The organism is bacterium, from assembly GCA_028821235.1.
GTDB lineage: Bacteria > Actinomycetota > Acidimicrobiia > Spongiisociales > Spongiisociaceae > Spongiisocius.
The window spans coordinates 39,487-64,437 of record JAPPGV010000014.1 but is presented as its reverse complement, the minus strand read 5'-3'; the positions used below and the strand labels follow the sequence as shown (position 1 = coordinate 64,437).

The window sequence follows — 24,951 nt, the reverse complement described above, 5'->3', positions numbered from 1 at the left end:
GCTCCGCACCATCGCCCTGCCTCGTTAATGCTTCCCTCCGCGCCGCCTGCCCTCACTCTGCATGTCCCCGGCATCAGCCTGATGCTGGACCTGCTCGGCGAACGGGATTCCCACCTCCGGATGGTGGAAACGGCATATCCCGAAGCCGTGATCGTGGCGCGTGGTGACGAGATCGTGTTCCAGGGCGACGGACGGGCGGCCCGCCGTGCCCACAAAGTGGTGGAGGAGTTGCTGATGCTCGTGCAGCAGGGCATGAGTCTGGAGCCGGAAGGTGTGAATCGGGTGATACAGATGGTCAATGACTCGGTGCCCTCTCCCAGTGGTGTCCTGGGGGAGACCATCGAAGTGGCCCGCGGCAAGATCATCCGGCCCAAGACGGTGGGCCAGCTCCGCTATGTCGAGGCGATCCGTCGGTCGACTCTCGTGTTCGGGATCGGTCCGGCCGGGACCGGCAAGACCTATCTGGCCATGGCGGCCGCCACGGAGTCCTTGATCACGGGGAAGGTCAAGCGGATAGTCCTCACCAGGCCGGCGGTCGAGGCAGGGGAGAGGCTCGGCTTCCTGCCCGGCGATCTGGAGGCCAAGTTCAACCCCTATCTCCGACCACTGTACGACGCCTTGTACGAGATGCTCGGGCCCGACGACGTCATGGGCTACATAGAGAGGGGAACGATCGAGATCGCCCCCCTTGCCTACATGCGGGGCCGCACGCTCAACGATTCGATCGTGGTGCTGGACGAGGCGCAGAACACGTCCCGGGCGCAGATGAAGATGTTCTTGACCAGGCTGGGGTTCAACTCGAAGATGATCATCACCGGCGACGCCACCCAGGTCGATCTGCCGCCGGATCGCCTGTCGGGGCTGGCCCACGCCCGGGGAATCCTGGGGCAGGTGCGGGACGTCGCAGTGGTCCACCTGGACGCCGCCGATGTCGTTCGCCACCGTCTGGTGGCAGAGATCGTGAAAGCCTACGAGGCGGCGGACAAGGGGCCGACCGGCCGATGACACGCCGTGTCAGGGCCGTGATCACCGGGCTGATCCTGGTGGCTACCGCTGCACTCTCCTGGGCCGGCATGCTGATCAACCAGGAGTTCACCACCGTCCAGGTGGTGGTGGGGGAGCCGGCGCCCCAGGCCTTCGTGGCGGAGTCCCCGATCGAGATCCAGGACTCCGCTGCCACCGAGGTCGCCCGCCAGGCGGCGCGGGATGCGGTGGACCCGGTGTACGGGCGGCACGAGGAAATCGACGCCATCGTGATCAACGACATCCGGGCCTTCTTCCAGTCGCTGCGGGCCGCCACCGTCGATCAGGGCGCCCGCCCGTTGCCGGTGGTCACCACGACGAGCACCGTGGCCCGCCAGACGGTACCCACCACCACCGTCGCGACGACCGTGGCCACGACCGTCGATCCGGGTGCGGAGCCGGGGCAGGAACCGGGCACGGTCACCCAGGAGGCGCCCACGCCGACCACCCTGCCCACCGCCGTGGCCGCGACGGCCGGTGTCAACGGGCGGGTGTTCATCGATACCGATGCGAACGGGTTCTTCAACCTCGCGGTGGATTACGGCCTCGGAGACGTGAGGGTGGTGGCCTACGACGCGACCGGGACCCGCTTCGAGACGGTCACGTTCTCGGACGGTCGTTACTCGGTCGGACGGATGGCGCCGGGGCCCGCGGCCGTTCTCATCGATACCGACTCCGTTCCTGACAGGTTGACCGGCCCCGAGCAGCTCCTCTCCCAGGACGTTGAGCTCGTGGACGGCCAGGAGACGGTTACGATCCACATCCCCTTGCGCCCCGCCGTGACCTCCAAGGACACCCAGTTGGCCAGCCTCCAGGCGCGCGGCCTGCTGCTGTCGGACAGTGCGGTCTCCCTCCTTGTAGACATCGCCACGGGGGACGTCCTCCGCGAGATCCGGGGCCAGGAGCCGTGGCTGCTCTCGATCGAACGCGAGACCCTCCTGCTGGCGACCGAGGCTCTCAATACCGACGGCGGGATCCTCAGCGAGGACCTGCGCGAGGTCCAGATACAGATCCGCTCCACGCCCAGGTTCGTCCAGCTACCGGAGGCCGACTCGGCGATATGGCAGCAGGTCTCCCAGGTGGTGCCGGAGGTGGCCACCGTGTTCCTAGCGGCCAACAAGACGGTCGACGCCGTGGCTACGGAGGGTCTCCGGGAGGAGAGGGCGGGCGAGGTCGTCCCCCTGACCATCCGGTATGAGGCCGGTGAAGTGATCGTGGAGGAGGGCCGGGAGGTCACCGAGGAGATCGAGGCGGCGCTGTCCGATGCGGGGCTGCTCGGGCGGGCGGCGCCCCGATACGTAGCGCTGGCGGCGGCGGTGGCCATCGTGGTCGGGTTGCCTGCGCTCTACCTATACAGGTTCCAAAGGAGCGTCTGGAACTCGATGCGCCGCATGTCCCTGTTCGGCCTGCTGGTGGTGCTGGCGGCGGTGTCGGCCCGTGGGGCGGCCGTGTTCGCAGCCGGGGGAGACGGCGCGATCGGCTTCCTGATGCCGGCGGCCGCCTTCGGCCTGATGACCGCCATCCTGTTCGACGCCCGCACGGCGGTGCTGATGGCTGTGGTCGTGGGATCGATGACGTCCATTGCCACCACCGACCCCGGCTACACGCTGTACGCCGGCCTGTCGGTGCTCGTACCGATCCCGTTCGTATCGGCTATCTCGGCCCGGCGCGACCTGCGGCGGGCGGGCCTTTACATCATGGCGATGTGCGGCGGCGTCGCGGCGCTGATCGCCTGGTTCTTCCCCCAGGACATCAGCATTCTCCGGTCGGCGGCGTTCGCGGTCGGCGGTGGCGCCATCTCCTGGCTGGTCGGAAGCTCGCTGCTCTCGGTTCTGGAGATCGTGTTCGACATCACCACCTCGCTACGACTCCTGGACCTGACCGATCGCAACCATCCTGCCCTCCGCCTGCTGGAGGAGAAGGCCATCGGCTCCTTCAACCACTCCCTGATGGTGGGGACGCTGGCGGATCGAGCGGCCCGAGCGGTGGGCGCCAACCCGTTGCTGGCCCGGGCGGGCGCCTACTACCACGATCTCGGCAAGACCGAGCATCCACAGTTCTTCATCGAGAACCAGTTCGGCATCCAGAACCCCCATGACGAGATGCCCCCCCTGCGGTCCGCCGAGGTGCTGCGCCGCCACGTGCTGGACGGCCTGAGCCTGGCGCGCAAGTTCCGGATCCCCGGAGATGTGGCCGAAGCCGTCATCACCCACCATGGCGACGGCATCATGCATTTCTTCTACAACAAGGCCCGCAAGCAGTACGGGGACGATGCCGTGGACAGGGAGGACTACCGCCACGCGGGGCGCAAACCGGTCAAGAAGGAAATGGCCATCGTCATGCTCGCCGACTCGGTCGAGGGCGCCTGCCGGGCGGTCTTCCAGGTGGAGGAGCCCACGCCGGAACGCATCGAGCAGTTGGTGGAGAAAGTGGTCGGGGAGAAGGTGGCCGACGGCCAGCTCTCGGCTTCGGATGTGACGCTGGGGGATCTCAGCAGGGTGAAGGAAGCCATGGTCGAGGCTCTGGTGGGGCACTACCACCAGCGCATCCCCTACCCGGACTTCCCCGGCGGAGAACCGGGTTGAACGCCCGCGGTTGGATACGTAGCCCGTGGAGATTCTCTTATCGAACCACCAGGACCTACCGGTCGACGGGGATGGCCTCTGCGCCCTGGCGGCGGTCGTGCTGGAGAAGGAGGACATGCCATCGTCCACCGAGGTGGGGATCATGCTGGTAACCGACGATGACATGGCGGTACACAATCAGCGGTTCCTGGGCCGGGAAGGGCCGACCGACGTGCTGGCGCTACCTCTTGCGCCGCGCGGTGTGAGGCATCGGGAGAGCGCCGCCCGGAGCGGGGCGGGGGTACCGTACGCGCTCGGCGACGTGATCATCGCGCCCTGTTACGTCCAAGACCAGGCGCGGCGCCTCGGCACTGCGTACGAGGATGAGATGGCGCTCATGGTCACCCACGGTCTGCTGCACCTGGTCGGTTATGACCATGAGTCGGATTCGGAGGCCGAAGAAATGGAATCGAGGGAGCGCCACCTCCTGGCCGCGATCGGGATGGAGCGGAGATGAACTGGCTGGCCTGGACGGCGGCGGTGGCGGTGCTCTCGCTGGCGGCAGCGCTCCGGGCGGCCGGTGAGTCGCTGGTCCGCACGCCTCGAGCCGATGCCTTGCACGACGCCGCGGACGGCAGGGAGGGCGCCGGGATCGTCGCGGAGCTGCTGGAGGAGCGCACCCGTATCCGGCCGGCCATCTCCTTGATACATGCCACCCTCCTGGTGACCGTCGCCCTCTCGGCCGCCTGGGCTACCGGGGCCATGCTGAGCGGGTCGCGGCTGGCTATGGCGCTGGCGCTGACGGCCGCCATGATCGTGCTGCTGGGAGACCTGTGGCCCCGCTCGGTCGGCCGGAAGCGGCCCCACCGGATCGCATACCGGCTGGCCAGGCTGTTGCGCCTGGCGATCTCGATCGGCAGCCGGGCGGGAGACCTGATCGAGGACGAGGAGGACATCGTCCTGGCCCCGGCCGTGGCCAACGGCGATCACGATCCGTCGGATCGAGAGGAGATCCGTATGATCTCCTCGGTTCTGGAGTTCTCCGATGCCATCGTGCGCGAGGTGATGGTGCCGCGAACGGACATGGTGACGCTGGGCGCCGCCAGCACCACCACGGAGGCCCTGGATCTCATCCTGGACTGCGGCTACTCGCGGGTGCCGGTCACCGGCAAGGGGACGGACGACATAGTGGGAATGGTGTATGCCAAGGACTTGTTGGGCCGGGTGGCGGCATCACGGGATCCGGAGCCCGTCACCCGGATCTCCCGCGAGCCCTACTTCGTTCCCGAGTCCAAGCCCGTGCCCGACCTGCTCCGGGAGATGCAGTCGACCCAGATTCACATCGCCATTGCGGTGGACGAGTTCGGCGGGACCGCCGGGCTGGTCACCATCGAGGACCTGATCGAGGAGTTGGTGGGTGAGATAGTCGACGAGTACGACACCGAGGCCCCCATGGTGCAGCCTCTGGATGACGGAGGGTTCCTGGTGGCGGCTCGATTGTCGGTGGACGACCTCAACCAGGTCTTGGGCGCCGATCTGCCCGATGACGAGTGGGATACCGTGGGCGGCCTGGTGCTCGGGCTGGCAGGGCGGGTTCCGATGGTGGGGGAGCGCTTCGAGATGGGTGAGGCCGTGCTGGTCGCCGACCGGGTGCAGGGTCGGCGGGTGGAACGCGTGCTGGTCCACCGGGTGGGTGACACCGATCGCTGAGAGCCGCGTGCGTTCCGGATTCGTGGCGGTGGTGGGGCGGCCCAACGTCGGCAAGTCGACGTTGATCAACAGCCTGGTCGGGCAGAAGGTGACCATCACCTCCCGGCGGCCGCAGACCACCCGATTGAGCGTCCGGGGCGTTCTGACGGTGGAAGACACCGCCGCCCAGATCGTGTTCGTGGATACGCCCGGGCTCCACCGCCCCCGGACGGCCCTGGGTGAGCGCCTCAACTCGACCGCATACCGGACCGTGACCGACGCCGACTGCACGGTGTTCGTCATAGACGCCACCGCCCGGGTTGGGCCCGGAGACCGCCGTATAGCGGAACACCTCCTCGACTCGGTGGAACAGGAGCAGGTGGTCCTGATCGTCAACAAGGTGGACGCGGCGCGCAAGAGTCGCGTGGCGGAACGGTTGAGCGAGGCGGCGCTGTGGGACTTCGGCGCCTACATCCCGGTCTCGGCTCTCGAGGGCGACGGCCTGGAAAGGGTGGTCGCCGAGCTGGTTCCCCGCCTGCCGGAAGGTCCGGCCCTGTATCCACCCGGTGTGGTGAGCGACCGGCCGGACGAGGTATTGATCGCCGAGACCGTCCGGGAGAAGTTGCTACCCGGGCTCTGGCAGGAGTTACCCCACTCGGTAGCCGTCAAGACCGAGGGGATCGAGGTCCGGGAGGATGGCCTGACCCGTATCGAAGCGGTCATCTACGTGGAGCGGGAGTCCCAGAAGGGGATCGTGGTGGGTGCGGGCGGGACCAACTTGCGCGATGCCGGCACCCGGGCGCGGCGCGAGCTGGAGGAGGCGCTGGGCCGGCGGATCTTCCTGGATCTCCGCGTGAAGGTCGAGAAGGACTGGCAGCGCTATCCCGACCGGATCGAGCGTCTCGGCCTGTAGGAGCGTGGTGGCGAGGTGTGCTGCCGGATGGCCCGGCGGGGTACACTCGCTATGCCCCGCCCATGAAGGGCGCGGTCGAGGTGACGAAGGTGAGGGGTTGGTGCGGTTCCGGATCGAGAAGGACTCCATGGGGGAGGTGGAGATCCCATCGGATGCTCTCTACGGCGCCTCGACCCGGAGGGCAGTAGAGAACTTCCCCATCTCCGACCGTAGGTTCGGCCGCTGGTTCATCTGGGCGCTCGGCCTGATCAAGGGCTCGGCCGCGCAGGTGGCGGGCGCGGAACGTCATCTGCCGACCGAGATCGCCTCGGCGGTGTCGCAGGCAGCGGACGAGGTCATGGCCGGTCTCTGGGACGACCACTTCGTGCTCGACGTCTTCCAGACCGGGTCGGGTACCTCCACCAACACCAACGCCAACGAGGTCATCGCCAACCGGGCCGCCCAGTTGCTCGGAGGTTCGACAGGGGACCGGTCGGTCCATCCCAACGATCACGTCAACTTCGGCCAGTCCTCGAACGATGTGATCCCCACCGCCATGCACGTGGCGGCTGCGTCCGCCACCAGAGAGGACCTGATGCCTGCGCTGGAGGCGCTGGCTCGATCGCTCGAGGCGAGGTCGGCCGACTTCGGGGACGTGGTCAAGTCCGGCCGCACCCACCTGATGGACGCCACGCCCGTGACGCTGGGCCAGGAGTTCTCCTCGTACGCGGCGCAGGTCGCGAAGGGCGTCGAACGCCTGCTGGCGGTGTTGCCCGACCTCGACGAGCTCGCCCTGGGAGGCACCGCCGTCGGAACGGGAATCAACGCGCCGCCCGGGTTCGCGGCTTCGGTCATCGGGCTGATGGCCAGGAGGACCGGCTATCCGCTCCGGGAGGCCGCCAACCACTTCGAGGCCCAGGCGGGGAAGGATGCGGTCGTCATGGCTTCGGGCGCCCTGAAGACCGTCGCGGTGTCCCTGTCCAAGATCGCCAACGATCTGCGCTGGCTGGCGTCGGGACCCCGTACGGGCCTGGGGGAGATCAGGCTTCCCGCCCTCCAGCCGGGATCCTCGATCATGCCCGGAAAGGTCAATCCGGTCATTCCCGAGATGGTGTGCCAGGTTGCCGCGCAGGTGATCGGAAACGACTCGGCCATCTCATGGGGCGGTGCCAGCGGCAACTTCGAGCTCAACGTGATGATGCCGATGATGGCCCACAACCTCCTGGAGTCGATCGGGCTCCTGGCCACCGCCTCGTCCACCCTGCGGGAACGCTGCGTCGACGGGATCGAGGCGGATGCGGTGCGGGCTCGCCGGCTGGCGGAGAGCAACCTGGCGGTGGTCACCGCCCTCAACCCGCGCATCGGCTACGACATGGGCGCCCGGGTGGCCAAGGAGGCCTACGCCACGGGCCGCACCATCCGCGAGGTGGTGCTCGACATGGGTCTGATGGACGCGGAGGAGTTGGATCGGGTGCTGGACATCAAGCGGATGACCGAGGGAGGAATCCTTTAGTTGGCTAGTTGCCAGGAACTAATGACTGGCAACGAAGTTGTTGATGGCCTCTTCCAGAGTGGTCCAGGGCAGGTTGGCGCACTTGATGCGGACCGGGAACTTGCGGACTCCCTGGAGTGCCTCCAGATCACCCAGGACCGCACCCGGCCGGCTCGGGTCGAGCCCGGGCTCACCGGCGCCGTCAATGCTCATCATGCCCTTGAACCGGTCCGTGAGCGTCCGGATCGTCTCGATGCTCCGCCCCTTGACCGCGTCGCCCATCATCGAGCCCGAGGCTTGCGATATCGAGCATCCGTGACCGGTCACCCCGATAGCGGTGACCTCGCCCCCCTCGATCAGCAGTTCGACCCGGACCTCGTCGCCGCACAGCGGATTGTTCCCGTCGGCGGCCGCGTTGGCCCGCCCGAGGACCTGCCGGTTACGGGGATTCCGGTAATGGTCGAGGATCACCTCGCGGTAGAGGTCTTCAAGCGCCATGAGCGTCCCACCATAGGAGCGTGCCGAAAGAGACGGGGATGGGTTGGCCAGCGAAGCATTGACCTGGGGTTTCATTGCCCGATACCTGGCAACTGGACATTCTCAGTACCCTCCTGGAGAGCGCAGCCGGTTCGTTGCCGTTACCCGATTGCTCACCGCCGGCAATCCCGGTCCCTCAAGCGCCGTCGAGTCCGAATATGCGCCGGGCCACGCCTAGGGCGTCCACCAGCGCGTCCACCTCCGCGGGCACGTTATAGACGTAGAACGACGCCCGGGTCGAGGCGGTCAGACCCAGGCTCCGGAGCAACGGCTTGGCGCAGTGGTGCCCGGCCCGTACCGCCACACCCTCCTGGTCGAGGATGGTGGCTACGTCGTGGGCGTGGATGCCGGCCAGGTCGAAGCTGATCGCACCACCCCGGTCAACGGTGTCCGCCGGGCCCTGAACGGAGAGGCCGGGGACTCCGGCGAGCCGCTCCAGGGCGTAGCCGGTGAGTTCCCGATCGTGCTGGAGAACGTTGTCCATCCCGATGGCGGACAGGTAGTCCACCGCCGCGCCCAACCCGATAGCCTCCACGAACGGCGGGGTACCGGCCTCGAACTTGTGTGGCACCTCCGCCCAATCCGATTCGTACAATCGGACATCTCGGATCATCTCGCCGCCGCCCTCGGCCGGCTCCATGCTCTCCAGCAGCGCCCTCCGACCCCACAAGACCCCGATGCCGGTCGGCCCGAGCATCTTGTGGCCCGAGAACCCCAGGAAGTCGGCCCCGAGGGTCCGGACGTCCACCGGAGCGTGAGGAACCAGTTGGGCGCCGTCGACCAGGAGCACGGCCCCCACCTCGTGAGCCAGGCGGGCGATCTCGCCCACCGGTGGCATGGTGCCCAGCACGTTGGACATTCCCGATACCGCCACCACCTTGACCCGCTCGTCGAACCGGTCGTGAGCACCTTCCAGATCGAGCCGGAAACCGTCGGTCAACTCCATGTAGCGCAGTTCCGCCCCGGTGTGGCGGGCGATGATGTGCCAGGGCACGATATTGGCGTGGTGCTCCATCACGCTGGTCAGGATCCGGTCACCCGACTTGAGATTGTTGAGGCCCCAGCCGTATGCGAACAGGTTCATCGCTGCGGTGGCGCTACGGGTGAAGACGATCTCCTCGTCGCTGGTGGCGTTCAGGAAGACGGCCACCTTGTGGCGGGCCTCCTCGTAGGCCTCGGTAGCCTCGTGCGAGAGGGTGTAGGCGCCGCGATGGACGTTGGCGTAGGAGTTACGGTAGATGTCCGCCATCGCGTCGAGCACCTGTACCGGCTTCTGCGAGCTCGCCGCGGAGTCGAGAAAGGCCAACCTGCGGCCGTTGATCCTGCGCTCCAGGATGGGGAAGTCACCGCGTACGGCGTCGGTGTCGATCATGGCGCCGCGACGGCTCGGAAGGCTTCGTATCCTTCCTCCTCCAGTTGATGGGCCAAATCGGCGCCACCGGATCTCACGATCCGGCCATCAACCAGTACGTGGACGTGGTCGGGGGTGACGTAGTCGAGGAGCCGCTGGTAATGGGTTATGACGACAAACCCGCGCTCGGGCCCGGCCAGGCGGTTCACCCCTTCGGCCACGACCTGGAGGGCATCTATGTCGAGTCCGGAGTCGGTCTCGTCCATGATGGCCAGCTCCGGCTCGAGCACCACCATCTGCAGGACCTCGTTGCGCTTGCGTTCGCCTCCGGAGAAGCCCTGGTTCACGTAGCGGTCGGCGAAGGAGGCATCCATGCCGAGCGACTCCATGGCGTCCATGACCCGCAACCGCAACTCGAGAACGGTGTAATCGACCCCGGTCCGGTTGCTGAGCGCGGTGCGGAGGAAGTTGACGACCGACACGCCCGGAATCTCCTCCGGATACTGGAAGGCGAGAAACATTCCCATGTTGGCCCGGCTGGGGGGATCGGCCTCCGTTATGTCCTCCCCCTTGAAGGAGACCATCCCGGACGTGACCTCGTAGCCCGGATGTCCCATCAAGACCTTGGCCAGGGTGGACTTCCCGGAGCCGTTGGGACCCATGATGGCGTGGATCTCGCCCCTACGGGCAGTGAGGTTGACGCCGCACAGGATGGGTTGTCCGCCGACAGACGCATGCAGGTCTTCGACGGCCAGCAGGGGGCCGGGGTCGGTCAATGGGTGGATCTCCTGATGAGGAAGCGGTGCGGACCCCAGGGTACCCGCCCCGCTGCGGGGTCGGGAACCGAAGGGCGGCCCCGGGGCGTCATAGGGAGGAATCGTCCATCAGAATCATTCCTGGAAGGAGCCGGACATGAGGAAGCACGCAGTCTGGTTGGTCGTCATGGCACTCCTCGTCGGCGCCTGCGCGCCGGACCCGGCCGTGACCACCACCCGACCGGTTGCCATCACCCCGACCGTAGCAACGGTACCGGCGATCACCGTTACCACGGCCCTCACCACCGGCTCCGCAGTCTCCACTACGGGCCTCACGGTCTCCACCACCGGCCCGGACCCCGTTGTCGGTCTCTTCGCCTCGGCGCTAGTGGAGTTCGATTCGTGCGATGCGTTCATCGGCCACGTCAAGGCGGAAGCGCTGGAACGGGTGGGGCCCTACGGCCTCGACGGTGGCCGCTACCCCGAAGAGCTCATCGTGGAAGAGGCAGATTTCGAGATCATGGAGGAAAGCGCTGCGGCCGCGGCCGACAGCGTCGCCTCGGCCCCGCAAGCCGGCGTCGACTACTCGACCACCAACGTCCAGGAAATCGGCGTCGACGAGCCGGACCTCGTCAAGACCGACGGAAGCCGGATCCTCGTCCTGGCCCATGGCATGCTCCACTACATCGACGTCTCGTCAGGCAGTCCTGAACTGGTGGGGACGCTCGATCTCTGGTCCTGGGAGTCCCAGCAGGGCAAGGACGAGAGTCTCGGCAGGTTCCACAGTTTCCGGATGTTCCTCGGCGAAGGCACCGCCCTGCTGATGGCCGGCGGCTATGGACCGGTCGGCGACCTCACCCAGGTGGTCCAGGTCGATCTGTCCGACCCCGGGAACCTGACCGTGACCGGCACTCTCACGGTGGAGGGCAGGTACGTGTCGGCCCGGCTGGTGGGCGAGCGGGTCAGCCTGGTCCTCTCCTCCCGGCCCCACGAACGGCTCCCGTTCGTCTATCCCGCGTCCCGGTCGGCCGAGGCCAGGGCCGAGATGGCCAACCGGATGACCATCGCGGAATCGACTCTGGAGGACTGGGCACCTGGTTACGTCCTCGAGGGTACGGGCGGCATCTCGCGGGGCCTGTTCATCGATTGTGCCTCGTCATACGCACCCGAGCAGTTCTCGGGGTTCGACTTCCTGTCCGTGCTGAGCTTCGACCTCGCCGGCGGGATCGGCACCGAGGCGGTGTCAACCGTGATGTCGGGAGGCGACACGGTCTACGCGTCGTCGACCAACCTCTACGTCGCCACCCAGCGCTGGGCCGACTGGGATGCCCTCGACGAGGAGACGGCGATCAGGGAGGCGGAAGCCATCAGCACCCATATCCATCAATTCGACATCGGGGGCTCGGGCGGCCCCGAATACCTGGCGAGCGGATCGGTGGACGGATTCCTCCTGAACCAGTTCGCCATGTCCGAGTACGACGGACACCTGCGGGTGGCCTCCACCGACGACCCTTCGTGGAGCTGGTGGGTCCGTGAGAACCGGCCCTCGGTGAGCCGGGTGGACGTTATGGCCAGGGATGGCCGGCAGCTACGGATCGTCGGATCCGTGGGAGGTCTCGGGCAGGGCGAGCGCATTTTCGCCGTCCGGTTCATCGGCGATATCGGCTACATAGTCACCTTCCGCCAGACCGATCCGCTCTACACCGTCGACCTGTCCGACCCCGAGAACCCCCGGGTGGTGGGTGAGCTCAAGATCCTCGGCTACTCCGCCTACCTGCACCCGATCGGTGACGGGCTCCTGCTGGGAATCGGTCAGGATGCCGATGAGCGGGGTTGGACGCTGGGCACCCAGGTATCGGTGTTCGATGTCTCCGATCTGGCCAACCCGCTTCGCATCCATCAGTTCACCGTGGAGGACTCCTATTCGGACGTGGAGTGGGACCACCGCGCCTTCCTGTACTGGGCGCCGAAGGACATGGCCGTGATGCCGGTGGGCTGGTGGAAGTACGACGACCAGTCAGACTACTGGGACTACTTCGCGGGGGCCTTCGTGCTCTCGGTCGGCGCCGGAGGCATCCGGCAACTGGCCACTGTCGAGCACGAGCCGAAGGTGCCCGGCGTTCCCGAGGACGAGCTCCGCTTCTGGGGCCCCTGGCCGATCCTCCGGTCCCTGGTGGTGGGCGACACGCTCTTCACCGTGTCGGAAGGCGGCCTGCTGGGCTCGGACCTGGACAGGTTCGAGGCAACCTCCTGGACCGGGTTCCCGATCCCGGAAGAGCTAGTTGGCGGTTGGTAGATGTTGTTAGTGACGTCCATCACGCCGTCAGCCGGAGACTAGAGACTCGCGACCAGAAACCCTCCTAGGATCCGGCCATGCCATCCGTTCCGGTCATCGCGCTCGGCGTGGCGCTAATCCTCCTCCTGGCCCTGGCCGCCATGTCGGTGGCCGTCCTGGTCCGGCGTAGGAGTACCCGGGCAGAGCGTCAACCGGTCTACGTCATCAACGACGCCATCGACTTCGCGGTGGAGCATCTCGACCCGGAGGTACTCGACCGGATCCGGCCGGCGGGCGCGCAGCGCATCATCGAGTGGTCGGTCCACTACCTTCAGGGTCTGGCGGTTCCCGCCCGCCGCCGGAGGGGCTTGCGGGTGGTGGCCGGGGGCGAGGGCAGCGCCATCGAGTACATCCGTGCCAAGCTGGCCGCAAGCGGATACGATTACTCCCGGTCCGACATAGCCGCGGTGCTGGCCCGAGAGGCCGCGTACCTGGCGGGCATAGGAGCAATGGGAGAACCGGTCGAGGAAGGGGAACCTGTATGAGGGCGCGCTGCGGTCGCTGCGGGACGGGTTTCGAGGTCATGGCGCCGGGCCGCTATGCCTGTCCGGCCTGCGGGGTCACCAACGAGGTGCGCGGCACCGGTGGAGGAGGTCCTGGTCCCGGACCACGGCCCCAGGACATGGTGCCTCCGGCCCCTCCACCCGAGGTTCCCTCCCGGAGGGCGAGATGCCCGGATGCCGAATGCGGATTCAGCTTCATCGTCGGCGATGTGAGCGTGGCGCCCTGCCCGATGTGCGGAGCCGAGGTGGCTACCGGGGGAGGGGCCTGAGTGTCCGGTGGGGCATCCTCCCGCCTGTCCCGGTTCGAGAAGAGCCGCTTCGTCGGCGCCAGGGACACGATGATCGTCTACGACTGCGACGACGGTGACCAGCTCGCCCGGCTCGAGGCCAGGCTCGGGGACGACGACCTGCTGGGGCGTAACCTGATCCAGAGTTTCGGCCCTGACACCTTGGCCGAGGCCCGCAACCGGGGATTCCGGAGCCCGTAGTTGCTAGATCACTCCGAGTAGGAACCAGGCGCCCACCCCGACCAGTATCACCATGGCGGTGATCAACGCCGCGATGATCAGGTACCTGGTGGGCATGCCGGGAGGGTAGAGGTTTGGATCTCTCAGCCCGAACTAGGCTGGTGTTCTGTCCGTGGAATGACACCAGGTTGTCCTGCAGGCAGACCAATCGCATCCCTTGGCGAATCGGAGAAACGCATCCGTGTATGACGTAATCGTGATCGGCGGCGGCCCCGGCGGCTACGGCGCCGCCCTGTACGCCCACAACTTCGGTCTCTCGGTGGCTCTGGTCGAGAAGGATGAGCTAGGCGGAACCTGCCTGCTACGGGGCTGCATACCGGCCAAGACCTGGCTCCAGTCCGCCGAGGTTTACTCGACGGTTCGTTCCGCAGGGGAGTTCGGAGTGGTGACGGGGGAAACCTCCTTCGACTGGCCCAAGGCGCTGGCGCGCAAGGACCGGATCGTGAACGGCCTCGTGAGAGGCCTGTCCGGTCTGCTCAGGATGCGGAAGGTCGAGGTCGTCAAGGGCACGGGCCGGATGGCCGGACCGGGAAGGGTCGAGGTCGATCACGACGGAGCCACCCGGGTACTCGAGGGCCGGGCGGTGATCCTCGCCACCGGTTCGGTGCCGATCGAGCTTCCGGGCTTCCCTTACGACGGCGTCAGGATCGTCAACTCAGACCATGCGCTCGACTGGACCGAGCGGCCCGATCGGGTGGGGATCATCGGGGGCGGGATAGTTGGTTGCGAGTTCGCCAGCCTGCTGGCCGACGTGGGCAGCGATGTGGTGGTCTTCGAGATGCTGGACCAGATCATTCCCGGCTTCGAGCCGGCCGCCGCCCGAGAGCTCCAGAAGCAGTTGAGGCGCAGACGGGTGAGGTTCTTCCTGGAGGCCGCCGCGACGCTCGACAACTCCGGTGAGCGCCCGCTCCTCCTCGGCGGGACCGGGGCGGCCGAGTCGGGAGTCGAGGTGGACGCGGTGCTGGTGGCCGTAGGGCGCCGGCCGGTGACCGAGAATCTGGGGCTGGACACGGTCCGGACGGAGACCGACCGGGGCTTCGTCATCACCGACCTGGAGACCATGCAGACTGCCGAGCCGGGCGTCTTCGCGGTCGGCGACATCGTGGCCGGCACCCCCGGCCTCGCGCACGGCGCCTTCGCCGAGGCCATGGCAGCCATCACGTTCATAGCCACCGGAACGCCCGCTCCGGTCGATTACCGGGCCCTCCCCAGCGTGGTCTACACCCATCCGGAGGTGGCATCCGTGGGCATCACCTCGGTCGATGCGGCTGCCAAGGGTATTGCGGTGGAGGAGCACGACCACTCCTTCGTGGGCGTGGGCCGGGCCCGCATCATCGGGAGGAACCAGGGATTCGTAAGGATCCTGAACGAGGTCGACGGGCCTATCGTGGGCGCCACCGTGGTCGGACCGCAGGCCGGCGAGATGATCCACGAGTTGATGTACGCGGTGGGCTGGGAAGCCCTGCCGGAGGAGGTGGCGGCGTTCATACACGCCCATCCCACGTTGAGCGAGGCGATCGGAGAGACCTTGCTGTCCTCGGCGGGTCGTCCCCTTCACTGAGTCCGCCGATGAGGCCCCGACCCCTGGAGAGGTGAGAAACATGCCAACCACAGTGTCCATGCCGCAGTTGGGCGAGACGGTAACGGAGGGCACCGTGCTCCGGTGGATGAAGCAGGAGGGCGACTCCATCGCCCTCGACGAGGCCATCGTCGAGATCTCCACCGACAAGGTCGACACGGAGGTTCCGTCACCGGTGGCCGGTGTGGTCAGCGAGATACTGGTGGGCGAGGGCGAGACGATCGAGGTCGGCACGGCCATGGTGGTGATCGCCTCGGTCGACGAGGGCGTCCCGGCGGCCGCTGCTGCTGAGGCCGAAGCGCCCCCCGCGGAGGAAGGGGAGGCGTCCCCGCCCCCACCGGAGGCCGCACCGGCCCCGGCATCGGATGCGCCCGACCGGCGCGGACCCCGCAAGTTCCTGTCGCCGGTGGTCCGCCGCCTGGCCCGGGAGCACGACATCGATCCGGGCGTCATCGAGGGCACCGGACGCGACGGCCGCGTTACGCGCAACGATGTGCTCGCCTACATAGACAGCATGAAGGCGGCGCCCGAACCGGCCCCGGCCCCCGCAGTCTCCGAGCCCGAGCCCGCGCCTGCCGATCCCGGTCCGCAGATGGACGAGCCCGTCAAGCTCAGCCGCCTGCGGGTGCGAATCGCCGACAACATGGTCGCTTCGCTACGCACCGCCGCCCACGTGTGGACCTCTATGGAGGTCGACTACGAGCAGGTGGAGAGGGTGCGCCAAGCCCACCGCGAGTCCTTCCGGCGGCAGGAAGGATTCTCGCTCACCTACCTGCCCTTCATCGCCCGCGCCACGATGGACGCCCTCCGGGCCTTCCCGGTGGTCAACAGTTCCTTCGACCAGCAGGGTCGCACCGCCACATTCCACCAGGATGTCCATCTCGGGATCGCCGTTGACCTCAACCAGGACGGCCTCATGGTGGTCACCATAAAGAAGGCGGATGACTATTCGCTGAGAGCCCTGGCGAGGAAGGTCCGCGACCTGGCAGTGCGGGCGCGCGGCGGTCGGGTGGGTCCCGACGACATCTCCGGCAGCACCTTTACGATCACCAATCCCGGGCCCTACGGCTCGTTCATGTCGGCGCCGGTCATCAACGTTCCCGACGTGGCCATCCTCTCGACAGACGGTATCGCCAAGCGACCCAAGGTGATAACCACGCCCGATGGCGCGGACGCCATCGCCATCAGGCACATGGGTTACCTCGGCCTGTCCTGGGATCATCGAGCCTTCGACGGCTCCACCGCAGTTCTCTTCCTCCGCCGGATCAAGGAAAACCTGGAGACCTGGGATTGGGAACAGCAACTGACCTAGACAGACTACCGGAGCCGGTCCGGCTGCCGGTCGAACCGGACCGGCAGTTCCGGATAGCGGCCGAACCGACCCGGTTGCGCACCAGGTGGCTGGGCCGTCTCGCGTACGACGAGGCCTGGGACCTGCAACGCGCCTTCTGGGAGGGCAGGCAGACGGGCCGGGCCGGGTCCGATTACCTGCTCCTGCAGGAACACCCCCACGTCTACACCGTGGGTCGCAACGGCGACGGCTCCCACCTCCTCCTTCCCGAGGATCGCCTGGCCGCGATCGGAGCGACGCGGTTCGATATCGACCGCGGGGGCGACGTCACGTACCACGGCCCCGGCCAGCTGGTCGGCTACCCCATCCTGGCCCTGGCCGACCTGCGCAAGATCGTCCCCTATGTCCGGGCCGTGGAGGAGGTGCTGATCCGCACCATGTCCGACTTCGGCGTCGAGGCCTGGCGGGATGCCGGGTACACCGGAGTGTGGACCGACCGGGGGAAGGTGGCCGCAATCGGCGTACGGGTGGCTCGGGGCGTGACCATGCATGGCTTCGCCCTGAATGTCGACCCTGACATGAGCTACTTCGGTCACATGCACCCGTGCGGCATCACCGACCGTCCCGTCACCTCCCTGGCGGAGCTCCTGGGCAGGAGGATCTCGATAGAGGAGACCGTCGAGGTGCTGGTCCCTCGCTTCGTGGAGGTGTTCGGGTACGAGCAGAACGACCTCCAGCTGGGCGCCTTCACCCGGGGGCAGGGACGGCTGAGAACCTTCGAGGTGGACCGGCTCCTTGCCGAGGGAACCTTCGCCCGCAAGGGCCGGGCAGCCGTGCCGGTGACGATCGGCAAGCGGCTGGCGGGCGAGCCGCCCCGGGCGCCGTGGATGAAGGTGACCGCCCGCTTGGGGCCGGAATACCGGCAGCTCGGAAGGCTCATGCGGGAGCTCGACCTCCACACGGTGTGCGAGGAAGCAGGCTGCCCCAACATCTACGAGTGCTGGAGCGAGGGCGCCGCCACCATCATGATCCTGGGTGGCGTCTGCACCCGGGCGTGTGGCTTCTGCGACGTCACGACGGGCCGCCCCCAAGGACTCGACCTTCAGGAACCGGTCCGGGTGGCCGAGGCCATCGCGGCGATGGGTCTCCGCCACGCCGTGATCACGTCCGTCAACCGCGATGACCTTCCCGACGGCGGCTCGACCATCTTCGCCAGGACGGTGCAGGAGGTGCGGAAACGGGTACCGGAGTGCGACGTCGAGGTGCTGATTCCCGACTTCAAGGGAGCCAGGGCGGACCTGGAGCGGGTCATGGAAGCGGGGCCGGCCGTGCTGAACCACAACACCGAGACCGTCCTCCGGCTCCAGCGCGAGGTCAGGACCGCCGCCTCGTACGGACGCTCCCTCGCGCTTCTGGCCCGGGCGAAGTGGTACCGACCGGACGGGGTGGTGAAGTCGGGACTGATCGTGGGCATGGGCGAAGCCCGTGATGAGGTCCTGGGAGCCATCGCCGATCTCAGGGCGGTCGGCGTGGACGTGGTCACGGTGGGCCAGTACCTGCGGCCCACGGTGAGACACCGCCCGGTCGACCGCTACGTCCACCCCGACGAGTTCGCCGATTACGCGGACTTCGGCCGGCGGATCGGACTGGCCCATATCGAGTCGGGCCCGCTGGTGCGGTCGTCATACCATGCCCGGGACTCCCTGGACGCCGCCACCACCTCCTCCGAGGTTCCGGCAACGGTCGGCGGGTACTGACCCCAACGCGTCAGCTCCCGGGATCTCGGGCCCGCGAGGTGGCCCGGCCTTATAGCCGGTTGGCGCGATGGGTGTGGCGACGCGAGTAGCCTCCGACCCACGCGGATCGTAAGCGAGGAGACGTGGCCGAGCGCACCATCGAAAACCTGTTGCGGGAAGATCGCATCTTCCCGCCGTCACCGGAGTTCACCCGGCAGGCCAACGCCCAACCGGGTCTGCATGAGCAAGCCGCCGTCGACCCGGTCGCGTACTGGGAGGCGCAGGCCCGCAACCGCGTGACCTGGTTCAAGGAGCCCACCGTCCTCCTGGACGACTCCAACCCGCCCTTCTTCAAGTGGTTCACGGACGGCGAGCTCAACATGTCCTACAACTGCCTGGACCGCCACATCGAGGCCGGCAAGGGCGGCAAGGTGGCCTACTACTGGGAGGGCGAGCCCGGGGACGAGCGGGTCATCACATACCGGGACCTCTACGAGGACGTTTGCCGGTTCGCCAACGGCCTGAAGTCGATCGGAGTCGGAAAGGGCGACCGCGTCGCGGTCTACATGGGCATGGTCCCCGAGCTGGCCGTGGCCATGCTGGCCTGTGCTCGCATCGGTGCCGCCCACAGCGTCATCTTCGGCGGCTTCTCGGCCGACGCCATCTACGACCGGGTCGAGGACGCCGGCGCCCGGGTTCTCATCACCTGTGACGGCGCCTGGCGCCGGGGGAGCGTGGTGGATCTGAAAGTGGCCGCCGACCGCGCCATGGAGAGGACCGATCTGGTCGAACGCTGCGTGGTGCTACGCCGGACCGAGAACTACGTGACCATGAAGGAGGGCCGGGACATCTGGTGGCACGACCTCGTGGACGGGCAGAGCGCCGAGTGCGCGCCCGAGGTCATGAACGCCGAGGACCTGCTCTACATCCTGTACACGTCCGGCACCACCGCCAAGCCCAAGGGCATCATGCACACCACGGGGGGATACCTGGTGGGCGCGGCCACGACTCACAGCTTCGTGTTCGACGTCAAGCCGGACCAGGACATCTGGTGGTGCGCTGCAGACATCGGCTGGGTGACCGGTCACACCTACATCCTCTACGGGCCGCTGGCCAACCAGACCACCTCGGTCATGTACGAGGGGACGCCCGACTACCCGGACAAGGACCGGCTGTGGTCGATCATCGCCAAGTACAAGGTGACCCAGCTCTACACCGCTCCAACCGCCATCCGGGCCTTCATGAAATGGGGTGAGGAGTACCCGCAGCGCCACGACCTGTCCACGCTGCGCGTGCTCGGCACGGTGGGCGAACCCATCAACCCCGAGGCGTGGATGTGGTATCACGAGCACATCGGGGGCGGCAACGCGCCGGTCATGGACACCTGGTGGCAGACCGAGACCGGCTCGATCATGATCGCCCCCCTACCCGGCATCACCTCCACCAAGCCGGGCTCGGCCACCAACCCCATGCCGGGCATCCAGGCGGACGTGGTCGACGACGCGGGCAGCCCGGTCGGCAGGGGAGGGGGCGGCTACCTGGTGATCCGCAACACCTGGCCCTCCATGCTGCGCTCCATCTGGGGCGACGACCAGCGGTACATCGACACCTACTGGTCCCGCTACGACGGCATGTACTTCCCCGGTGACGGGGCCAAGCTGGACGATGACGGTTATCTGTGGTTGCTGGGCCGGGTGGACGACGTGATGCTGGTATCCGGCCACAACATCTCCACCATGGAGGTGGAGTCGGCCCTCGTCTCGCACCCGTCCGTTGCCGAGGCGGCGGTGGTGGGCCGGTCCGATCCGCTCACCGGCCAGGCGATCGCCGCGTTCGTCAGCCTGCGGGGCAGCATCGAGGGTGACTCCTCGTTGATAGGCGAGCTACGGGATCATGTCGCCAACTCGATCGGCCCGATCGCCAAGCCCAAGAGCATCGTCTTCACACCGGACGTGCCCAAGACCCGCTCGGGCAAGATCATGAGGCGCCTGCTGAGGGACATCTCGGAGCAGCGGAAGCTCGGGGACGTGACCACGCTGGCCAATGCCGATATCGTTGCCGAGATCGCGGAGAAGGCGGCCGCGGCCCCTGCTGACGAGGACTGAAGCCCCCCGGCCGCCGGGTTCTCGCACGGGACCGACGGGCCGGTAACGCGACGGAGGAGAGGTCATGCTGCTGACAGGTAAGCGGGTGCTGGTAACCGGCGTCCTCACGCACGGTTCGATAGCCTGGCACAGCGCCAAGGTGGCCCAGGAACAGGGCGCCGAGGTCCTCCTGACCGGCTTCGGACGGGGGATGCGCCTTACGCAGCGGGCAGCCCGCCGCCTCCCGGATCCCCCCGACGTGTTCGAGCTCGACATCAACGATCCGGGGCACATGCAGCAGCTGGTGGATGAGCTGGGGCGACGCTGGGGGAGCCTGGACGGGGCCTTGCATGCCATAGCCTTTGCCCCCGAGGACGCGCTGGGCGGCAACTTCCTGACCACGCCCGTGGAGAGCGCCTCGCTCGCCTTCACCACCTCGGCGTTCTCCTACAAGACCCTGGCCGTCGGGCTGCTCCCGCTGTTCGAGGAAGCAGGAGGCGGGTCCCTGGTGACCCTCGACTTCGACAACAGCACCCAGGCCTGGCCCGCCTACGACTGGATGGGGGTCTGCAAGGCCGCCCTGGCCTCGGTGACCCGCTACCTGGCCCGCGACCTGGGACGCCACAACGTCCGGGTGAACGCCGTGTCGGCGGGTCCGCTGTCGACGATGGCGGCCAAGGGCATCGCCGGATTCGAGCGGTTCCAGGATGTCTGGAGCGAGCGAGCCCCCCTCACCTGGGACACGTCCGATCCCACCCCGGTGGCCAACATGATCTGCGTGATGCTCTCCGACTTCGCCACCAAGGTGACCGGCGAGGTCATCCACGTCGACGCCGGCTTCCACGCCATCGCGACATAGGATCTCGGAATATGGATCCTGCCGGATACGTGAGCGCACTCGTCTTTGGGGCTCTTTCCTTCGTCTCGCCCTGCGTGCTGCCTCTACTGCCCGGATACCTGGGGCTCATGTCGGGCTACTCGGTGGCCGATCTGCAGCAGGGGAAGGCCTCCACCGCCCGGATGCTCCGGGTCACCGTGTTGTTCGTGCTCGGGTTCACCATCGTCTTCGTGGCCCTGGGAGCGGGGGCTACCTCGGTGGCCGGCCTGCTCGCCCGTAACAAGGGCGTCATCACCACGGCTGCTGGTTGGCTGATCGCCGTGTTCGGCCTGGTCATCGTGCTGATGGCGCTCAGCACGTCGCCCCGCCTGGCCTTCCTCTACCGGGAGCGGCGGCTCCACGTGCGTCCTTCGCAACTGGGCGGATGGGCGCCGCTGGTGATGGGCATGGCCTTCGGCTTCGGCTGGACCCCCTGCATCGGCCCGGTGTTGGCGGCCATCCTCACCCAGGCCGCCACCCAGGAGACGGTCGTGAGGGGGATGCTGCTCTTGTTCGTCTTCTCGATGGGTATGGGCCTGCCGTTCATCGCCGCCGGGATCGGCGTGACCAAGCTCTACTCGGGCATCAAGCTCCTCCAACGCCATCTGCGGACCATCAACGTCCTGTCAGGCCTCCTGATGATGGTCTTCGGCTGGCTCTTCATCACCGGTCGCATCACCGACCTGTCGAGCCTGATCAGCGAATGGATGATCAGGCTCGGTCTCGAGGGCCTGGCCGCGATCTAGAAGCTCCAGTCCGTGGTGAGGCCGCTCAGGCGTGCCTTGCCGAAGAGTTGAGCGGCTGCTTCGGCTGCCACAGCCCTTACCTCCGCCTCGTCCACCCTGGTGGAGTGCCCGTCCTCCACGATGATCTCACCCCCCACGATCACCATCTCGACCTCGGCCGCGCTACCGGAGTGGACCACCGACGCCACCGGACGGCTCCATGGCGTATGCCGGACCCCGGACACGTCCACCACCACCAGATCGGCCACGCGGCCGGACTCCAGTGATCCGGCGTCCAGGCCGGTCATGGCTGCGCCGCCCCGCGTCCCCAGCTCGAGAAACTGCTCCACGGTGGTGGCGGTGGAGTCGAGGCTGGCCACCCGGTGCATCAGCATGCCGGCCTTCATGGCCTCGAAGATGTCCTGCCCGGCGACCGCCACCCCGTCGCTTCCGAGGGCCACGGTGGCGCCCGCCGACAGCAGCGGCTCCAGGTGGAGCACGCCCGAGGCCAGGTACTGGTTCGAGACCGGGTTATGCACCGCGGTGGCGCCGCCGGCGCCCATGGCCGCGACTTCGTCGGGATCCAGCCAGACGGCGTGAGCGAGCGTGGTATGGCCGCTGAGCAACCCCCGGTCGGCCAGCCATGCCACGGGACGGGTTCCGTGCACCTCCATGAAGAACGAGATCTCGTCCTGTACTTCCGAGCAGTGCATGTGCCAGCCGACTCCGCCGGCCTCGGCCATCTCCGCGGACGCCTCGATCAGCTCCGGCCACACGTAGACGATGTTCTCCGGACACGGCCAGACCTCGACCAGGCCGCCTCGCGGGCGCTCCGCCATGCATTCGGCGGTGATGGCGAGTTCCTCCTGGTTGGTCCAGGTGAAAAGCTCCGGATCCACCCCCATCAGCTCGCCGCCCGGGTTCATCTCCCCGAAGATTCCGCGGGCGACGGCGCCCCTAATTCCCACCTCCTCGATAGCGTCGGCCACGGCCAGGATGGTCTCGGTATCGGTGGGCGCGTAGTGGTTGTCCACCACCATCGTGGTACCGGACAGGGCGGCCTGCAGCGCGCCGAGCCGGACGGCCGCCACGCTCATCTCCCTGGTGATGGCTTTCGAGTAGGGGAGCATGAATTTCTGGAGCCAGGGCACCAGCGTCATGCCGTCGCCGAGTCCCCGGCCCAGCGACTGGAACAGGTGGGTGTGGCCGTCGGTCAGCCCGGGGAGGACCACCTTGCCGCGGCAGTCGATGACCTTCCCGGCTGTGTCTCGCAGGTGCCGCATGCCGGCGGCGGCGCCGACCTCCGTGATCTTCCCACCGGCGACGGCCACCGCGCCGTCATCCAGCACCCGCCGCCTCCCGTCCAGCGTGATCACCACCCCACCCTCGAGCAGGAGGTCGCATACGGTGCGATCAGATGGAGAAGCCTGGCTCATTGATGACCTCCGTGCATCGGTCGGCGACCGCTCCGATCGTACTCGTCGAGGACCTAACCGACCCTGCTACAGGTGAGGAGGGTGAATGCCGATCACACCCGTCCGTGGACGACGCTACAGTTGTTTAGCCATGATAGAGTAGGGGAGTAGCTTCTCCCGACGAACGACGAAGAGGAGATCGGAGAAATGACACCGGTTACCGAGAAGTACGGGAGCTTCGACCGGCTGGACGCGGCCATGTCGCGTCTCCACGCCGACATGGAGAGGCGCTTCTCCGAACAGACCCGCTGGATCGTGGGGTGGATGACCGGTCTGGTTGCGAGTGCCGCCGCCATCATCATCGCCGTGCTCCAATGAACGTGCCATGACCGGCGGTCACCCGGAGCGACTCCCTATTGCCTATTGCCGGTAGGCGCCCGCCGCGCTAAACTGGTTTCCCACGGCGCGGGGTGGAGCAGTCTGGTCAGCTCATCGGGCTCATAACCCGAAGGTCGTAGGTTCGAATCCTACCCCCGCTACCCGGTACGGCCCTCGTTCCCCTTGATGGGGACGGGGGTTGTCTCGTTGTGATCCGCCCGGTGCGTGGCCGCGGCGGGGGAAGGAACAGGGTTTGAGCGCTCCGATGGCGGTGTTCGAGGCGATGCGACGCCGTCGCATGCACCGTGACTTCCGGCCCGAACCGCCCGATCCGGCGACTCTCGATCGTCTGGTCTACGCCGCCGGTCGAGCCCAGGTGGCCCGCCCGGGAATCCGCCACCTGATCGTGATCACCGACCCGCGGATCGTCCACACCCTGCGCCAGGCCTGCCCGGGATTCGTGAACAACGCCCCGGCCGCCATCGCCGTCTGCAGCGACCTGAAGCGGTCGGAGGAGGAGTCGGGGGTACGCGGGGTGGAGGTCGTGAGCAGGCTGGATGCGGGTGCATCCGCCGCCTTCATGGCCATAGCCGCGCCCGCGCTCGGTATCGGCGTCTGCAAGATCACCAGTTGGAGCGAGGAAGTGGTCCAAGCCATCCTGGGCCTCCCGGAGCATGTGCGTCCCGAGGTGCTGATGGCGGTGGGAGTGCCGGTTTCCAACCCCTCCAAGCCATTGAAGGGCTTCCAGCCCGCCGTTCATGCCGACCGGTTCGATCAGCCGTGGACACCATCAACATGAGTGATCAGTCGGTCGATCCCCGGGAGTTCCTGTTCGACTTCGTTCTGTACCTGGTGACCTGCGCGCGCCTCCATCTCGACGAGAAACCCATCTACGGGGCGTTCCGGATGATCGAGGGCGCCAGCCGCCTCGTAGAGGCAGCCGAGAGCCTGCCCGGCTGGGAGGTGGATGCCTTCCTGTCCGAGCAACGGGCGGCGATCGAGGCCAACAAGGCTCGGATGACGGTCGACAAGGACGGCTTCCGTCACTGGCTGAGCGATCTGGCCAGGGAGATGGCCGCCGAGGCCACGAGGAGAAACCTCGACCCGCCCGTCTGAGTGCGAGTAGTCGGTGATCCCTGTAACGCAGGATTGACGCGGAGACAACAGGCTTGATGGCCAGAGAGAACTCGATCACCTC

Annotated in this window: 23 protein-coding genes and 1 tRNA gene; 20 read left to right on the top strand and 4 right to left on the bottom strand. The window is 67.3% G+C overall.

Going from position 1 to position 24,951, the window contains the following annotated elements:
• Positions 1 to 81: 81 nt before the first annotated feature.
• From OXK16_01140 to OXK16_01115, 6 genes are all read left to right on the top strand, one after another.
• Positions 82 to 1,005 carry a PhoH family protein gene (locus OXK16_01140; protein MDE0374557.1) on the top strand — a complete coding sequence of 308 codons (924 nt, stop codon included), beginning with the start codon at positions 82 to 84 and terminating at the stop codon, positions 1,003 to 1,005.
• Positions 1,002 to 3,608, top strand: a complete 2,607-nt coding sequence (locus tag OXK16_01135) for an HDIG domain-containing protein (protein MDE0374556.1) — start codon at positions 1,002 to 1,004, stop codon at positions 3,606 to 3,608. The genes OXK16_01140 and OXK16_01135 overlap by 4 nt, the downstream gene beginning before the upstream one ends.
• Before the next feature lie 25 nt (positions 3,609 to 3,633).
• Entirely contained in the window at positions 3,634 to 4,104 is a 471-nt protein-coding gene (gene ybeY, locus OXK16_01130; protein MDE0374555.1) for an rRNA maturation RNase YbeY, read from the top strand.
• Positions 4,101 to 5,297 carry a hemolysin family protein gene (locus OXK16_01125; protein MDE0374554.1) on the top strand — a complete coding sequence of 399 codons (1,197 nt, stop codon included), beginning with the start codon at positions 4,101 to 4,103 and terminating at the stop codon, positions 5,295 to 5,297. The genes ybeY and OXK16_01125 overlap by 4 nt, the downstream gene beginning before the upstream one ends.
• Positions 5,298 to 5,304: 7 nt before the next feature.
• On the top strand, positions 5,305 to 6,189 hold the full coding sequence (era, locus tag OXK16_01120; protein ID MDE0374553.1) for a GTPase Era: 885 nt from the start codon (positions 5,305 to 5,307) through the stop codon (positions 6,187 to 6,189).
• Positions 6,190 to 6,286: 97 nt separating this feature from the next.
• A complete protein-coding gene (locus OXK16_01115) occupies positions 6,287 to 7,681 on the top strand; it encodes a class II fumarate hydratase (protein MDE0374552.1) in 1,395 nt (464 codons plus the stop codon).
• A gap of 18 nt (positions 7,682 to 7,699) precedes the next feature.
• Here OXK16_01115 and OXK16_01110 read toward each other — a convergent pair whose 3' ends face one another.
• The 3 genes from OXK16_01110 to sufC form a co-directional block, all read right to left on the bottom strand.
• A complete protein-coding gene (locus tag OXK16_01110) occupies positions 7,700 to 8,158 on the bottom strand; it encodes an SUF system NifU family Fe-S cluster assembly protein (protein ID MDE0374551.1) in 459 nt (152 codons plus the stop codon).
• A 175-nt stretch (positions 8,159 to 8,333) separates the two neighbouring features.
• Positions 8,334 to 9,569, bottom strand: a complete 1,236-nt coding sequence (locus OXK16_01105) for a cysteine desulfurase (GenBank protein MDE0374550.1) — start codon at positions 9,567 to 9,569, stop codon at positions 8,334 to 8,336.
• Complete coding sequence (gene sufC / locus OXK16_01100; protein ID MDE0374549.1) at positions 9,566 to 10,324, bottom strand: Fe-S cluster assembly ATPase SufC; 759 nt, start codon at positions 10,322 to 10,324, stop codon at positions 9,566 to 9,568. Before sufC ends, OXK16_01105 begins: the two co-directional genes overlap by 4 nt.
• Positions 10,325 to 10,460: 136 nt before the next feature.
• On the opposite strand from sufC, the gene OXK16_01095 reads away from it, so the two are divergent.
• The 10 genes from OXK16_01095 to OXK16_01050 all read left to right on the top strand — a co-directional run bounded on the left by OXK16_01095 (position 10,461) and on the right by OXK16_01050 (position 21,981).
• Entirely contained in the window at positions 10,461 to 12,599 is a 2,139-nt protein-coding gene (locus tag OXK16_01095) for a beta-propeller domain-containing protein (GenBank protein ID MDE0374548.1), read from the top strand.
• Positions 12,600 to 12,676: 77 nt separating this feature from the next.
• A complete protein-coding gene (locus OXK16_01090; protein MDE0374547.1) occupies positions 12,677 to 13,123 on the top strand; it encodes a hypothetical protein in 447 nt (148 codons plus the stop codon).
• On the top strand, positions 13,120 to 13,410 hold the full coding sequence (locus OXK16_01085; protein ID MDE0374546.1) for a hypothetical protein: 291 nt from the start codon (positions 13,120 to 13,122) through the stop codon (positions 13,408 to 13,410). The genes OXK16_01090 and OXK16_01085 overlap by 4 nt, the downstream gene beginning before the upstream one ends.
• Positions 13,411 to 13,629 (top strand): hypothetical protein, encoded by a 219-nt coding sequence (locus OXK16_01080; protein MDE0374545.1) that lies wholly within the window; start codon positions 13,411 to 13,413, stop codon positions 13,627 to 13,629. It abuts the gene before it with no gap.
• Between the two features lie 220 nt (positions 13,630 to 13,849).
• Complete coding sequence (gene lpdA, locus OXK16_01075; protein ID MDE0374544.1) at positions 13,850 to 15,229, top strand: dihydrolipoyl dehydrogenase; 1,380 nt, start codon at positions 13,850 to 13,852, stop codon at positions 15,227 to 15,229.
• 40 nt (positions 15,230 to 15,269) lie between these two features.
• On the top strand, positions 15,270 to 16,559 hold the full coding sequence (locus tag OXK16_01070) for a dihydrolipoamide acetyltransferase family protein (GenBank protein ID MDE0374543.1): 1,290 nt from the start codon (positions 15,270 to 15,272) through the stop codon (positions 16,557 to 16,559).
• Complete coding sequence (gene lipA, locus OXK16_01065) at positions 16,538 to 18,295, top strand: lipoyl synthase (GenBank protein ID MDE0374542.1); 1,758 nt, start codon at positions 16,538 to 16,540, stop codon at positions 18,293 to 18,295. Before OXK16_01070 ends, lipA begins: the two co-directional genes overlap by 22 nt.
• Positions 18,296 to 18,417: 122 nt before the next feature.
• On the top strand, positions 18,418 to 20,379 hold the full coding sequence (gene acs, locus OXK16_01060; GenBank protein ID MDE0374541.1) for an acetate--CoA ligase: 1,962 nt from the start codon (positions 18,418 to 18,420) through the stop codon (positions 20,377 to 20,379).
• A 64-nt stretch (positions 20,380 to 20,443) separates the two neighbouring features.
• Positions 20,444 to 21,217, top strand: a complete 774-nt coding sequence (gene fabI, locus OXK16_01055; protein ID MDE0374540.1) for an enoyl-ACP reductase FabI — start codon at positions 20,444 to 20,446, stop codon at positions 21,215 to 21,217.
• A gap of 11 nt (positions 21,218 to 21,228) precedes the next feature.
• Positions 21,229 to 21,981, top strand: coding sequence for a sulfite exporter TauE/SafE family protein (locus OXK16_01050; protein ID MDE0374539.1), 753 nt, complete (start codon positions 21,229 to 21,231; stop codon positions 21,979 to 21,981).
• Here OXK16_01050 and OXK16_01045 read toward each other — a convergent pair.
• Positions 21,978 to 23,396: an amidohydrolase family protein gene (locus tag OXK16_01045; protein MDE0374538.1), complete on the bottom strand. Its 1,419-nt coding sequence runs from the start codon at positions 23,394 to 23,396 to the stop codon at positions 21,978 to 21,980. The genes OXK16_01050 and OXK16_01045 overlap by 4 nt on opposite strands.
• A 186-nt stretch (positions 23,397 to 23,582) precedes the next feature.
• On the opposite strand from OXK16_01045, the gene OXK16_01040 reads away from it, so the two are divergent.
• From OXK16_01040 to OXK16_01025, 4 genes are all read left to right on the top strand, one after another.
• A complete protein-coding gene (locus OXK16_01040) occupies positions 23,583 to 23,753 on the top strand; it encodes a hypothetical protein (GenBank protein MDE0374537.1) in 171 nt (56 codons plus the stop codon).
• 86 nt (positions 23,754 to 23,839) lie between these two features.
• Positions 23,840 to 23,914, top strand: a tRNA-Met gene (locus OXK16_01035).
• 92 nt (positions 23,915 to 24,006) lie between these two features.
• On the top strand, positions 24,007 to 24,552 hold the full coding sequence (locus OXK16_01030; GenBank protein ID MDE0374536.1) for a nitroreductase family protein: 546 nt from the start codon (positions 24,007 to 24,009) through the stop codon (positions 24,550 to 24,552).
• Positions 24,549 to 24,869 (top strand): DUF6092 family protein, encoded by a 321-nt coding sequence (locus OXK16_01025; protein ID MDE0374535.1) that lies wholly within the window; start codon positions 24,549 to 24,551, stop codon positions 24,867 to 24,869. The genes OXK16_01030 and OXK16_01025 overlap by 4 nt, the downstream gene beginning before the upstream one ends.
• Positions 24,870 to 24,951 lie beyond the last annotated feature (82 nt).

Excerpts from the sequence above, each read along its gene's own strand:
- OXK16_01140 (MDE0374557.1), top strand. The coding sequence starts at position 82 with ATGCTGGACCTGCTCGGCGAACGGGATTCCCACCTCCGGATGGTGGAA.
- OXK16_01135 (MDE0374556.1), top strand. The coding sequence starts at position 1,002 with ATGACACGCCGTGTCAGGGCCGTGATCACCGGGCTGATCCTGGTGGCT.
- OXK16_01125 (MDE0374554.1), top strand. The coding sequence starts at position 4,101 with ATGAACTGGCTGGCCTGGACGGCGGCGGTGGCGGTGCTCTCGCTGGCG.
- OXK16_01110 (MDE0374551.1), bottom strand. The coding sequence starts at position 8,158 with ATGGCGCTTGAAGACCTCTACCGCGAGGTGATCCTCGACCATTACCGG.
- OXK16_01105 (MDE0374550.1), bottom strand. The coding sequence starts at position 9,569 with ATGATCGACACCGACGCCGTACGCGGTGACTTCCCCATCCTGGAGCGC.
- OXK16_01095 (MDE0374548.1), top strand. The coding sequence starts at position 10,461 with ATGAGGAAGCACGCAGTCTGGTTGGTCGTCATGGCACTCCTCGTCGGC.
- OXK16_01090 (MDE0374547.1), top strand. The coding sequence starts at position 12,677 with ATGCCATCCGTTCCGGTCATCGCGCTCGGCGTGGCGCTAATCCTCCTC.
- OXK16_01085 (MDE0374546.1), top strand. The coding sequence starts at position 13,120 with ATGAGGGCGCGCTGCGGTCGCTGCGGGACGGGTTTCGAGGTCATGGCG.
- OXK16_01070 (MDE0374543.1), top strand. The coding sequence starts at position 15,270 with ATGCCAACCACAGTGTCCATGCCGCAGTTGGGCGAGACGGTAACGGAG.
- fabI (MDE0374540.1), top strand. The coding sequence starts at position 20,444 with ATGCTGCTGACAGGTAAGCGGGTGCTGGTAACCGGCGTCCTCACGCAC.
- OXK16_01050 (MDE0374539.1), top strand. The coding sequence starts at position 21,229 with ATGGATCCTGCCGGATACGTGAGCGCACTCGTCTTTGGGGCTCTTTCC.
- OXK16_01045 (MDE0374538.1), bottom strand. The coding sequence starts at position 23,396 with ATGAGCCAGGCTTCTCCATCTGATCGCACCGTATGCGACCTCCTGCTC.
- OXK16_01040 (MDE0374537.1), top strand. The coding sequence starts at position 23,583 with ATGACACCGGTTACCGAGAAGTACGGGAGCTTCGACCGGCTGGACGCG.
- OXK16_01025 (MDE0374535.1), top strand. The coding sequence starts at position 24,549 with ATGAGTGATCAGTCGGTCGATCCCCGGGAGTTCCTGTTCGACTTCGTT.